This window comes from Halomicrobium sp. IBSBa (genome assembly GCF_017612575.1).
GTDB lineage: Archaea > Halobacteriota > Halobacteria > Halobacteriales > Haloarculaceae > Halomicrobium.
Genome location: NZ_JADPQC010000003.1, coordinates 170,777 through 182,220 on the forward strand (window position 1 = coordinate 170,777; position 11,444 = coordinate 182,220).

Annotated in this window: 11 protein-coding genes and 1 tRNA gene; 6 read left to right on the forward strand and 6 right to left on the reverse strand. The window is 68.3% G+C overall.

All coding sequences use genetic code 11. The annotated features are described in order from the left end of the window. The first annotated feature begins 70 nt into the window (after positions 1 to 70). On the forward strand, positions 71 to 1,387 hold the full coding sequence (locus tag IL252_RS10410) for a hypothetical protein (protein ID WP_208627945.1): 1,317 nt from the start codon (positions 71 to 73) through the stop codon (positions 1,385 to 1,387). Here the strand turns inward: IL252_RS10410 and IL252_RS10415 are convergent. The 4 genes from IL252_RS10415 to IL252_RS10430 all read right to left on the reverse strand — a co-directional run bounded on the left by IL252_RS10415 (position 1,384) and on the right by IL252_RS10430 (position 4,417). Then, positions 1,384 to 2,550: a DUF63 family protein gene (locus IL252_RS10415; protein WP_208627946.1), complete on the reverse strand. Its 1,167-nt coding sequence runs from the start codon at positions 2,548 to 2,550 to the stop codon at positions 1,384 to 1,386. The two genes, IL252_RS10410 and IL252_RS10415, sit on opposite strands and share 4 nt — an antisense overlap. Before the next feature lie 164 nt (positions 2,551 to 2,714). After that, positions 2,715 to 3,557, reverse strand: coding sequence for an inositol monophosphatase (locus IL252_RS10420; RefSeq protein ID WP_208627947.1), 843 nt, complete (start codon positions 3,555 to 3,557; stop codon positions 2,715 to 2,717). Between the two features lie 57 nt (positions 3,558 to 3,614). Continuing rightward, entirely contained in the window at positions 3,615 to 3,812 is a 198-nt protein-coding gene (locus IL252_RS10425; protein WP_153553377.1) for a hypothetical protein, read from the reverse strand. A gap of 521 nt (positions 3,813 to 4,333) precedes the next feature. Next, positions 4,334 to 4,417 (reverse strand) — tRNA-Leu (locus tag IL252_RS10430). Positions 4,418 to 4,516: 99 nt separating this feature from the next. Here IL252_RS10430 and IL252_RS10435 point away from each other — a divergent pair. From IL252_RS10435 to IL252_RS10445, 3 genes are read left to right on the forward strand one after another with little or no spacing between them, the layout of a single operon-like run. After that, positions 4,517 to 4,798, forward strand: coding sequence for a DUF4187 domain-containing protein (locus IL252_RS10435; RefSeq protein WP_208627948.1), 282 nt, complete (start codon positions 4,517 to 4,519; stop codon positions 4,796 to 4,798). 50 nt (positions 4,799 to 4,848) lie between these two features. Then, positions 4,849 to 5,343, forward strand: a complete 495-nt coding sequence (locus IL252_RS10440) for a DUF309 domain-containing protein (RefSeq protein ID WP_208627949.1) — start codon at positions 4,849 to 4,851, stop codon at positions 5,341 to 5,343. A 48-nt stretch (positions 5,344 to 5,391) separates the two neighbouring features. Then, the gene (locus IL252_RS10445) at positions 5,392 to 6,186 is read left to right on the forward strand and encodes a succinylglutamate desuccinylase/aspartoacylase family protein (protein ID WP_208627950.1); all 795 of its coding nucleotides are present in this window, start codon (positions 5,392 to 5,394) and stop codon (positions 6,184 to 6,186) included. A gap of 149 nt (positions 6,187 to 6,335) precedes the next feature. Here IL252_RS10445 and IL252_RS10450 read toward each other — a convergent pair whose 3' ends face one another. Next, complete coding sequence (locus tag IL252_RS10450; protein WP_208627951.1) at positions 6,336 to 6,797, reverse strand: UPF0179 family protein; 462 nt, start codon at positions 6,795 to 6,797, stop codon at positions 6,336 to 6,338. An 87-nt stretch (positions 6,798 to 6,884) separates the two neighbouring features. On the opposite strand from IL252_RS10450, the gene IL252_RS10455 reads away from it, so the two are divergent. Continuing rightward, positions 6,885 to 8,843, forward strand: coding sequence for a PAS domain-containing protein (locus IL252_RS10455; RefSeq protein ID WP_208627952.1), 1,959 nt, complete (start codon positions 6,885 to 6,887; stop codon positions 8,841 to 8,843). Between the two features lie 46 nt (positions 8,844 to 8,889). Beyond that, positions 8,890 to 10,869, forward strand: a complete 1,980-nt coding sequence (locus tag IL252_RS10460) for an ATP-binding protein (protein WP_208627953.1) — start codon at positions 8,890 to 8,892, stop codon at positions 10,867 to 10,869. A 105-nt stretch (positions 10,870 to 10,974) separates the two neighbouring features. Here IL252_RS10460 and IL252_RS10465 read toward each other — a convergent pair whose 3' ends face one another. Further along, positions 10,975 to 11,358: a DUF5820 family protein gene (locus IL252_RS10465; RefSeq protein WP_208627954.1), complete on the reverse strand. Its 384-nt coding sequence runs from the start codon at positions 11,356 to 11,358 to the stop codon at positions 10,975 to 10,977. Positions 11,359 to 11,444 lie beyond the last annotated feature (86 nt).

Here is an 11,444-nt window from a genome sequence, read left to right on the forward strand (position 1 = left end):
GTCGTCGGTCTGTCGAATCTCCGTTTGACCGTCCCGTACTTTATTGATCCCCTCGTTCGGATGTCAGAATATGCCCTCCCGCAGATTCGCCGCCGTCGTCGGCCTCGTCCTCCTCGCGTCGACCACGCTCGCTGTCGCCCCTGCGATCGGTGCGCCGCCGCCTCGTCCCCTCTGTGACGCCTGTGGCGAGACGTTCGCCGAGACCGCGGGCGCACACGGTGTCGAGGCGACTGTCGTCGAGAGTACTGCGACCGTGCGGGTCGCCGAGAACGGGACGGCGACCTGGACCGTGCGAAACACGCTCCGAGAGCCCGCGGCCGAGCGGCTCCGAGCCAACGAGAGCCTGCGGACGGCGATCGCCGATCGGGCGATGTGGGACGTGACACTCCTGGGCTCGAACGTCTCGTCGGACGGCGTTCTGACGCTTCGTTACCGTGATCCGGAGTTCTCCGAGCCCGCTGTCGGCGGGACGCTCCGCTCGGGTGCGTTCACCGAACGCTACGGCTACCGCTCTCTGGACGGGCTCGGTGCCGACCGTCTCACCGTCGTCGCGCCCGACGGGATGACGGTCGAACGGACCGTCCCAGGCGCGACCGTCTCGCCCGACCGCACGCGCATGACCCTGACCGACCTCGACCGCTACGGAATCGTCACATTCTCCCAGCAGGGTGACGCTCTCGGGGCCGTGTGGAGTTCGCTCGCGATCCTGACGATGCTCGGCCCGGTGGTCGCGTTGAACGTCGCGGTCCTCGTCGGACTCCCGACGGCGCTTTTCGGCTGTCTCGTGGCCGCACTCTGTGGTGCCGTCTCGTGGCTCGATTTCGACTTCGGGGCGTCGACAGAGCAAGTGGGCACCGCTCTCGGTGGACTCGGCGTCGTCGGCGTGCTGGCGACGGTAGCCACAGCGCCGGTCTCGTTGCTCGGGACGGCAGACGTTCCGATCGTCGGTGCGGGGGTCGGCCTCGCCGCCGTCGGTGTCGCGCTGTCGGTCCCCGCCGTCCGCGACCGGCTGTCCTATCGGAACGTCCTCGCTCTCGCGGGCGCGGGACTCCTGACTGCCGTCGGTACGGCCGTCGTCGTGCTGCCGGTATTCCAGCAGTCCGGTCTCCTTCGGTCCCAGCGCGTCTTCCTGGGTCTGTTCGCCGCGCTGTTCGCGTTCCTGCCAGCGGGGTACGCGCTGGGCCGTCGACGCCGTGGGCTCGCCGTCGCGACGGCCTGTGTGGCCTTCGCTCTCGCGCTCTTCCAGCAGGGCATCCCGTTCGGACCGCTGGGTCTCGGCACGCTGGTCGCGGTGTTGAACGGGATCTACGGGATCGCCGTGGTCGTCTGCGGGATTCCGCTGTTGCTCGCCGGTCGAGCGATCGGGCGGGCTGCCGGTCGGGCCTAGATGCCGAAGGTGACGCGCAGCATGTCCCGCGTTCCGGGACCCAGACCGACGGCCGTCACGGCGACCAGCAAGAGGAGCGCGTAGCGCTGGCTCTCTTCGACGAACTCCTCGGTAAAGAGCCACAGCACGAGCGACGCGACGAGCATCTTGACGACGAGGAAGGGCCACGACGTGCCGATCGTCGCCGACAGCGACGCCGGCTGGACCGCCTCGGTCACGTCGACGATGATCCGGTTTGCCGGGTGCTTGGCGAAGTACTCACCGGGAATCCCGAGCGCGTCGAGCCAGTCGCCCGTGATCACGTTCGCGATCCCGTCGATCGCGTGCCCCCAGAGCACGAAGAAGCCGATGTACGCCGTCGCGTCGGTCAGCTCCGGCCAGGCGACTTCGATCGCCTTCCAGTTGACGTACGCGAGCGCGATCGCACCGACGACGACGATGGTCACCATCTGGGGGTACAGCGTGACGTACTCTCTGGTGACCGACAGCCAGAGGAGATAGAAGAGGTTCGCCGCGAGCAGGCCCCAGCCGACGACGCCCAGAGCGCGGTTGCCGTCGTCGATCTGTCCCCCCTGTTCCAGTCGGCGCACGGCGACGAGCGATCCGAGCGTCAGCACGAACAGCGTGAAGTAGATGACCGGACTGACCAGCAGGGAGTTCAGCGGGTACGTGATCGCCGGGTCGACGCCGGCCCTGACGGCGGCGTCGGTCGCGTCCTCGACCACCCGGAGCGAGCCCCCCAGCAGCATGAACGGAACCAGCGGGTAGTACAGGTCGATGTCGGTGACGAGCTCGTAGCGCTGCAAGAAGAGGTAGACGCCGACCAGCATGTACACCAGCACGAGCATGTAGCCGACCTCCGAGACGATCGTGTACCCCGGCTCGGCGTAGACCGCCGTCCCGGTGGCCTGGGCCTGCGCACAGGCGTCGGCGCTGAACACCAACTCCACGGTACTGCCCTCCCGCAACGCACAGCGGGCCGCCTGTGCATCGGCCGCGACTGGCCCCCAGAAGTACTGCCAGACGAATCGGTCCCAGACCGTCTGCGTGGCCACCAGTGCGGCCCCGGAGAAGAGTCCGACCAGCCCAACCAACGAGGCGACCCAGAGCCGGAGCGGGTCGCGGCCGTCGAGTCTCGATTCCAGTCGAGCCACTGCGTCCATGCATGTCTCGCCGTGAGGTGGGCGTTTTAGCGTTCCGGTCCTGTATCTGCTTCTCACCCACGCCTCGCGTTCCAGCGGCGGTCTCATACTGCCGGCTGTCACTTCGTGAGGATCTTCGCCACCCGGGGGTGGCGAAATCGATCACAGATTTCCAGCCGGTCGTATCAGTCGGCGCTTTCCCCTCGGACCTGCGCGACGGCGTCGAGCACGGCCCCGTGATTGGCACCGTTCGACGCCACCATCCCCTCGCTGTCCGGGGTCCAACGGTCGCCGTCGACGTCCGTGACGGTCCCGCCGGCCGCACGGACCATGTGGACGCCAGCCACGGTGTCCCAGGCGTTCGCGGACTGCGTACAGACCGCGGCGTCGAACCCGCCGTCGGCCAGCAGCGACAGGGTCGCCTGGAACGAGCCCAGCCGTCGCACGTCGCCCAGCTCCTCGTCGGCGATTCGACACAGGTCGCCGAACGCGGTCGCGTCCTCCCAGCGGTTGACGACGGCGACCAGGAACGCGTCGGTGTCGGCCTCCTCGCTGACCCGCATCGACTTGCCGTCCCGCGTCACGCTCTCGGGCCCCGCCGCGTAGAGGTCGCCCATCGCCGGGAGGTAGTTCGCCGAGCCGACCGGTTCGCCGTCGACAAGCGCCGTGACGCTGGTCGCCCACGTCCGATTCCCGCGGACGAAGTTCGTCGTGCCGTCGATCGGGTCGACGATCCAGGCCGGGCCGGACTCGGGCACGCTCTCGACCAGCGTCGCTTCGGCCGCGTCGCTCTCGGGTCCGGCGAGCTGGGGGCTGTCCTCCTCACAGACGAACTGGTCGCCGGAGAACTCCTCTCGGATCGTCGCGACGACCTGCTGTTGGGCCTCTCTGTCGGCTATCGTCACCAGATCGGTCTTGTCGGCCTTGGTCTCGACTTCGAAGGACCCGCGGAACCGCTCGCGAGCGACGACGCCGCCGGCACGCGCTGCGCGCTCGGCGATCGCCGCTCGGTGGTGAGCGTCTGTCATACCGTGAGATCGGTCGTCCCGACAAATAGCGTCACCGCTTCCGACCGCCCCGTCGACCTACTCCGTCGGCGCTTCGTCGGCGGCTGCGAGGATCGACTCCGCGATGTCACGGGCCTCCTCGGGCGTGTACAGGACCTGGTTCCCGAGAGACTGTTCGATGCGGACGTACCCGTCGTCTGTCTCGATGGAGAAGAACGCCGTGTTCTCCAGCGGCGTCACGTCCAGACCGGTTGGCTCGCGCTGATCCGTGGCCATGTGACAATGTACCACGCCGACGGGCTTAAATCTACGCCATGGTGAAACGAACGCTTGACACAGTGGGCTTCTTTGCCGCCGTTGCCTGTGGCGATACTTCTGTCTCGCGTGTCTTCCAAGCAGTCGTTCACTTCGTTCACGACGACGCTGGGAGCGGCTCTTGCGTCCGCCGCCGTTTCCAAGCGTGGCTACTCGAAGCGTCTCGGTAGAAGTTTGCGAGGGAAGATCGCTCCGTTCGCGGGTCGCGCGTTGCGCTCCCCGCTCACAACGAGGGCGTCCGTGGGGACGCCCTCGCAGATCTTCCTGCACTGTTTGCGAGGGGCCGCGTGGGCCCGTGTCCGACCGTTCTCACGTGTCGGGCGAACATTGTCACCCGACGGCGACATCGGTCGGCCAGTGCGAGGGAAGGGATTTGAACCACGGGAAGACCGTCGGCCTCACTGCGTTCGGCCGCTGGGACTTCCCTGATTCAAACCCTTCCGAGTGCATTCCGCGCCGACACGTGTCGTGTCGCCGCGTCATGCGAGGGAAGGGATTTGAACCCTTGGACCCCTACGGGAGCGGATCTTGAGTCCGCCGCCGTTTCCAGGCTTGGCTACCCTCGCACGCTTGCGTTCGGATTCAGTGTGGGGAAGTATATATGCAGTACGGAACGACGCTGTCGCGTCCAAACTGTTTTGTCCGGTCGACTGGAGACGCCGGATATGCCCTCCGAGATCGAGTACTGTCCGTTCTGCGGGGTGCGGCTGGCGAACGAGGAGTCACTCGACGACCACTGTGGGGACGCCGAGGAGTGTGCGAACGCCCGCGACCGCTGGCAGTCGAGTGGGTCGCTCCTCGCGAGCCAGCGACAGCGTGCCCTGGGCTGGGTCGTCGCGGGCGCGATCGTGCTCTATGCATTCGTTCAGGCGTCGATCCTGCTCGGGATCGTCGCGAGCGTCGTCGTCCTCGTCGTCGCCCACGTCGACTGGACGGCGCTCGCGTAGCGTCCGCCGTCGAGCGGAGGGATTACCTCCCTGCCACTCCAGGACTCGGTATGGACGATCACACCCGTGATCACGATGTCGCCCCGCCGATTTCCGGGAACCCGACGGGCTGGGACCAGGATCGTCGCGCGTCGAACGGGTGGGAACACGGCACTCTCCGCGGGGCCGTGGTCCACGGCGTTCGGCTCTACAACGCCGGGGAGTTTCACGAGGCCCACGACTGTTTCGAAGCGGAGTGGTACAACTACGGACAGGGCACCACCGAGAGCGCGTTCCTCCACGGGATGGTGCAGGTCGCCGCGGGTGCGTACAAGCACTTCGACTTCGAGAACGACGACGGGATGCGGAGCCTCTTTCGGACCGCCTTGCAGTATCTCCAGGGGACGCCCCCGGACTACTACGGCGTCGACGTACTCGACGTGCGGACGGTGTTGACCGACGCCCTGGACGATCCGACGGCTCTGCACGGCTGGCAGATCAGGCTGGACGACGAGTGTCCGACCGCGAGCGAGCGGGACTTCGAGTACGCCGCGTCCCTGGAGTAGGGGCCGGCGAGCGTGTAATATTTCTCCGTGGAGCCGCTGCATGCTGCTGTGTACGTCGAACAACTGGGCGACGGCGATCCCGAGGTCGCCGTCGTGGGTGGGATCCATGGTGACGAACCCTGCGGTGTCCACGCGGTCGAGACACTCCTCGAAGCGTCGCCGACCGTCGAGCGACCGGTCGCGTTCGTGATCGCCAACGAGGCGGCGATCGAGCGCGGCCAGCGCTACGTCGACACCGACCTGAACCGATCGTTCCCCGGCTCGCCGGACGGCTCCCGCGAGGAACGACTGGCGGCCAGGCTGGTCGAGGAGATCGGGGACTGTACGACGCTGGCGCTGCACTCGACGCGGTCCTACGGCGGGATGTTCGCGCTCGTAGATACGATCGACGACCTCGCGCGGAGCGTCTGCCCGCGCCTCCCGATCGACGCCGTGATCGAGACGGACGGCTCGAACGAGGGGCGGATCTTCGACGGGATTCCGGCGACGATCGAAGTCGAGTGTGGCTATCAGGGCTCCGAGCAGGCGGCCGACAACGCCGTCGTGCTGACGCGGGCCTTCCTCCAGGCGGTCGGTGTGCTGCCAGCGGCGTCACGCACCGAGCCCAGAGACGTACCGGTGTACGAACTTGGCGACCCGATCCCGAAGGCGATGGGCGAGGTCTACGAGGTGTACGCGGACAACTTCGAGGAGGTCGGTGCCGGCGAGGCGTTCGCCGCCACCGACGGCGATCCCCTCGTCGCCGACGAGCCGTTCCACCCGGTGTTGCTCTCGCCGGACGGCTACGAGGACGTGTTCGGCTACACGGCAGAGCGGACCGGCAGTCTCCGGAGTGACGACTGATACGATCGGCTGTACATCTGTGACCGATTTCGCCACACCGGGGTGGCGAAGATCCTCACGAAGTGACAGCCGGCAGTGTGAGACGGCGTCGTGTCGCCGTTTGCCCGGTCGACAGAACGACGGCAGATCCGCGTCGGCGGGCGTGACTGTCAGCGGCCGCTGCGCTCTTCGGGCGGTGCCAGCTCGACGAGCGTGAGGTCGCGATCCAGTCCGCAGTAGTCGTGGGGGGGATCGCCGACGATCTCGTCTATGCGGTACTCCTCGTCGAAGGACGCTCCCGCCGGCTCGCAGTACTCGTGGCTCGGACAGCCGGTGTAGGGACACGGCCCCTCCAGCGTGGCGCTACTCCCGGCGTAGGCTCCTTTCGCGCTGACGTTGGCTTTGATCGGTGCGGGTTCGACCTCGACGGCCTTGACGCCGCTGTCGTGGACGGCACAGTCGAGGACCTGTCCCGACTCGCGAACGTCCGTGATCCGGTAGCGCACGCCTTCGGTGAGGTTGAGGCACTGGTCGCGATAGGGACAGCCGTCACAGCCGCTTGCCTCGCCGCGATAGACGAACTCCTCGCTGGCCGTCGCGAGGCGGGAGCCGATCAGCGTCACGGTAGTCATGGTCGTTCGTTCTCGGGGCAGACCACTATAGGTGTCGACTGGGTCGCGGGCCACATATTTACGTACCGAACGGCCCTACGTCGGGTAGTGACCTATCTGCGGCGATACCTCGACGGCGAGCCGACCGTCCTCGTCGTCGGGTTCGACGACCCGCCACAGGTGGCCCAAGTGGTCCCGGAATACGAACTGGCGTTCGTGGCCGACCGCGAGGCGGCGCTCGCGGCGCTCGACGAGGGCGTCGTCTGCCTGCTCGCGCGCGACTCGCTCCCCGACGGGAGCGGCGACGATCTCGCGACCGACGTGTTCGAGGTCACCGACGACGTTTCCGTCCTGATCGCCCCCACGGCCGGCGGGGCCGACCGCGCCGGTGCGGTCGGTCTCACTGGTGCCCGCTACGTCCCGCCGTCGGCTTCTCGGGGCCAGTTCGCGACGGCACTGGCCAGTGGTGCCGAGTCGGGCGAGCGCAGGCGAAGCGAGTCGCTGCTGGCGGACGCGTTCGAGCAACTGCTCTCGACACGGAGTGAGACGATCTACGTCAAGGACGCGGACGGACGGTATCTCGCCGCCTCGAACGCCGACGAGCGCGACCATTCGCTGCTGGGCGAGACTGACGAACAGCTGGCACGCGAAGGCGACGCCGACGCGCCGCTGCTCGAACGCCGTCATCGGGACGCGCTCACTGTCGCCGAGAGCGGCGAACCGATCCTCGGAGCCGTCGAGCGGTTCGGTCAGGGCGAGGGAGCCGCCTGGCTCGAACGGACGATCTACCCCTGGCGGGTGGACGGTTCGATCGTCGGTGTCGTCGGCATCGAACGGTCCGTCACGGAGCGCAACGAGACCCGAGCCGCGCTGCAGACCCGGATCGACCGGCTGGAACGGTTCACCAGCTACGTCAGTCAGGAACTGCGGTCGCCGCTACAGGTCGTCGACGCCTATCTCGACCTCGCCTGGGCCGGCGACGAGGTGGCCTTCGACCGTCTGGCGGAGGCAACAGACCGGATGGCCGAACTCGTCGACGCCCTCGAACGACTCGTCGACGGTCAGCAGGTCGACATCGAGCGCACGCAGACGGCCCGGATCGCGGCGATCGCTCGGGACGTGTGGACGGTCGTGGGCGATCGTCGAGGCTCGCTGTCGGTGGCGCTCTCGGACGACGCTGTCGTCAACGCACCCGAATCGACGATCAGGCCGCTCCTCGAAGCGTTCTTCGAGACGGCCGTCGCCGCGAACGACCGCTCCGACGGCGGCCGGGAGAGCCGATCCGTCGAGGTGCATCTGGGACCGCTCGACGACGGTTTCTACGTCGAGCACACCCACGCCGACGCCGCTGGCGACGACCCCGAGCCGGTGTCGCCGAGCGTCCGGTCGACGGTCGAAGCACAGGGGTGGACGCTCGGCGTCTCCCACACAGACGGCGTCGCGCGCTACGAGGTCCGCAACTGTATGCTGGTCACCCAGCGCCCCCAGGTCCCCGAACTGCGGGGGGACCGCACGCTCGACGGCTCGGCCACCGTCGGGAGCGACCAGTTCGAGGGCCGTGTCGCCGTCGACGGCGACCGCTGGACCCTCTCCAGCGGGCGCAGTTCCCACGAGGGGCAGCGAAGCGAGTTCGCGTACGCGGCCGTCGACGGTCCGGTCGAGATGACGGCTCGGCTCCGTCGGCTGGACGAGGGCGGTCCGGACGGCACCGCCGGCCTCACGATCCGGTCGTCGCTGTCGGCGGACGCTGTCTCTGGTTCCGTGGGGCGGACGGCCGGAGGCGGAACCGAGGTCCGCTGGCAGACGGCGGCGACCACGGCCGAAACGAACCAGCGATTGGACGCGGTCGTCGGGCAGCACGACTGGTTTCGCCTCACCTTCGACGGCGACCGGGTGACGGTCTCGGTGTCGGTCGACGGCCGGTCCTGGCAGCCGGTCGACCAGCGCACGCTCGCACTGTCCGGACGGGCGTACGTCGGACTGACAGTCTCGGACACTGCGTCCCAGCGTCGCTGTACTGCGGTGTTCGACGACGTCTCGGTGCGAGTGGCCGACGACGGGCGCTGATTCTTTCGGTCCGTACGTTTATTTTACTCAGCGTGTAACCCCAGCTATGACGCTCTCCCGTCGGTCGTTCGGACAGACGCCGACGATCCTCGCCGTCGGACCCGCCGACTCCGACGCCCTGGACCCGCTGAGCGATCTCGACCGGTTCGCCGTTCGATCGGTCACAGAGCCGCTCACGGCCGACCAGATCGACGCCGGTGTCGTCTGTGTGGTCGCCGCCGAATCCGGGCGTTCGAGCGTCGACCCCAGAGCGGTTTCGACCGTCGACGGCGTCCCCTGGATCACCGTCTCCGAGACCTACGACGCCGACGAGGCGGCCGCGACCGCTGCCGCAGGCGGTATCTACCTCCCCCGCTCGACGATATCGCGTGCGTCGTTCGTCGAGACGGTCCGGGACGTGGCTCGTCGGGGCGAAGCCAACTCCGCGGCCCGCCTCCAGACTGACGCCTTCGAGCAGTTGCTCGACGCTCACGACGGATCGCCCTTCGTCAAGAACCGCGCCGGACAGTACGTCGCGGCCGCTGGCGACGATGACCTGGATCCGGAGCTGCTGTACGGCCGCACCGACGCGGACCTCGCGAGCGAGCGCGACGGCGCGTCCCACGTCTCCGAGCGCGCCCACGACCGAACGCAGTCGGTCCTCGAAACCGGGGACCCGATCGTCGGAGCCGTCGAACAACACGACACCGGCGAATCTGCTCGCTGGATCGAGCGCACGATCCTCCCCTGGACGGACGGGGCCGGCGAACTGCGCGGCGTCGTGGGCTGGGCGCGCGACGTGTCCGAGTGGGAGCGCGAGCGCCGGGAGATGCAGCGCCGGATCGACCAACTCGAACGCTTCACCGGCTTCGTGACCCACGACCTGCGGTCGCCCCTCCAGGTCGCCGACGGCTATCTCGAACTGGCCCGAGCGGGCGACCAGGCGGCCCTCGACCGCGTGGAGAACGCCAACCGCCGGATGCAGGAACTCATCAGCGACTTCGAGACCCTGGTCGGCGGCGCACACGACGGCGACCCACACTACACGCGGCTGGCCGACATGGCCCGAGACGTGTGGGAAGTCGTCGCACGGGAGTCGTCGACGCTGCGGATCGATCTCCCCGACGAGACGATCGTCAACGCCGAACGGTCCGCGCTGCGTCCGATCCTGGAGAACCTCTTCACCAACGCGATCGATCACGGGGGGTCGGACGTGACCGTCTGGCTGGGTGCGCTGGCGGACGGCTTCTACGTCGCAGACGACGGTCCCGGTATCCCGGAGGCAGAGCGCGCCAAGGTGTTCGAAGCCGGCTTCACGACGGCCGAGGACGGGACGGGAACGGGGCTGGCGATCGTCGCCGACGCCGCCGACCGACTGAACTGGGAGGTCGGCGTCGAGGCCAGTCGTGCCGGCGGCGCGAAGATCGCACTCCGGAACTGCATGATGGCGACCGATCCGTCACGCCACGCGCCGGCCGACGCGACCTACGATCTCACGGACGCTCGCGACGTCGGCAGCGTGGCCCTCGCGGGGAGCGTGAGCGAGGACGGCGACGAGTGGGTCGTGACCGGTGGCGGTGGCGACGGCGAGCGTGCGGGGTTCTACTACGTCTACACGAGCGTCGCCGGACCGATCAGCGTCCGCGCCCGCCTCGCCGACTTCGAAGCGGCCGGACACGACAGCGAGGCCGGACTGACCGTCAGGGACGACGCCGGTGACGGCGCGCCGTACGGCTCCGTCGGCCGAACGCCGGACGACGAGGTAGCGACCTGCTGGCGACAGTCCCGGAGTGCGACGCCGATCAGCCAGCGTCTCGGTTCGGGCGTGGCAGACGCTCGCTGGCTCCGTCTGGATCGCATCGACGACACCCTCACCTGCTACGTCTCCCGCGACGGCCGGGGCTGGCGGACGATCGACCAGCGCCCGCTCTCGTTGTCCGACCCGATCACGCTGGGGCTGGCGGTCCACAGCGGGACCGCTCGGGATCGGGCGACGGCAGCGTTCGACAACGTCTCGATCCGCCGGATCGCTCCCGACGAGTGGTGACGGCACCTCCCTGTTTCGTCCGGACAGGGCGTCGTCGAACTGGTCGCTGCTGCCCCGACGGACGGCTGTGGTCGCTTCGCGTGAGCGGTTACCCCGCGGCGACGATCACTCGTCTGTTTGGCCGACCACTTCGTCGAGCGCCCGAAAGTACTCCTCGCGGGGCACCTGATACTCGTCTCTGTAGTCGATCCGGCCGGCGTCGAAGTCGTCTGCGAGCGACACTGCGGCGTCGATCGCCGCCGCCCGATCGTCGTACCGATCGGTGCCACAGTCGACGTCGGGTTCGAGGTACAGCGTGACGAACCAGTCGTGGCCGACGCGTTCGCCACCGGGGCGACGGCCCCGTTTGCCACGCGTCACGTAGATCGTCGGCAGACACGCCGCCGGCAACGACCCTCCGTCGAACACGTCCGGCCGGTACGCGAGCACGATCCGCCCTCGCTCCTCGTTCCAGCGTTCCCAGGCCGGGTTCAGCGCGTCGAGTCCCATGCTCGGTCGACGGCCGCCCCGGAGAAAGGTCCGACGATCGCTCGTCGGGTGACGAGCGTGGCGGTGATTCCCGAGCGTCCCAGACG

Bases quoted from the DNA above. Each gene is read 5' to 3' on its own strand.
- IL252_RS10410 (WP_208627945.1), top strand. From the start codon at position 71: ATGCCCTCCCGCAGATTCGCCGCCGTCGTCGGCCTCGTCCTCCTCGCG.
- IL252_RS10415 (WP_208627946.1), bottom strand. From the start codon at position 2,550: ATGGACGCAGTGGCTCGACTGGAATCGAGACTCGACGGCCGCGACCCG.
- IL252_RS10420 (WP_208627947.1), bottom strand. From the start codon at position 3,557: ATGACAGACGCTCACCACCGAGCGGCGATCGCCGAGCGCGCAGCGCGT.
- IL252_RS10425 (WP_153553377.1), bottom strand. From the start codon at position 3,812: ATGGCCACGGATCAGCGCGAGCCAACCGGTCTGGACGTGACGCCGCTG.
- IL252_RS10435 (WP_208627948.1), top strand. From the start codon at position 4,517: ATGCCCTCCGAGATCGAGTACTGTCCGTTCTGCGGGGTGCGGCTGGCG.
- IL252_RS10440 (WP_208627949.1), top strand. From the start codon at position 4,849: ATGGACGATCACACCCGTGATCACGATGTCGCCCCGCCGATTTCCGGG.
- IL252_RS10450 (WP_208627951.1), bottom strand. From the start codon at position 6,797: ATGACTACCGTGACGCTGATCGGCTCCCGCCTCGCGACGGCCAGCGAG.
- IL252_RS10460 (WP_208627953.1), top strand. From the start codon at position 8,890: ATGACGCTCTCCCGTCGGTCGTTCGGACAGACGCCGACGATCCTCGCC.
- IL252_RS10465 (WP_208627954.1), bottom strand. From the start codon at position 11,358: ATGGGACTCGACGCGCTGAACCCGGCCTGGGAACGCTGGAACGAGGAG.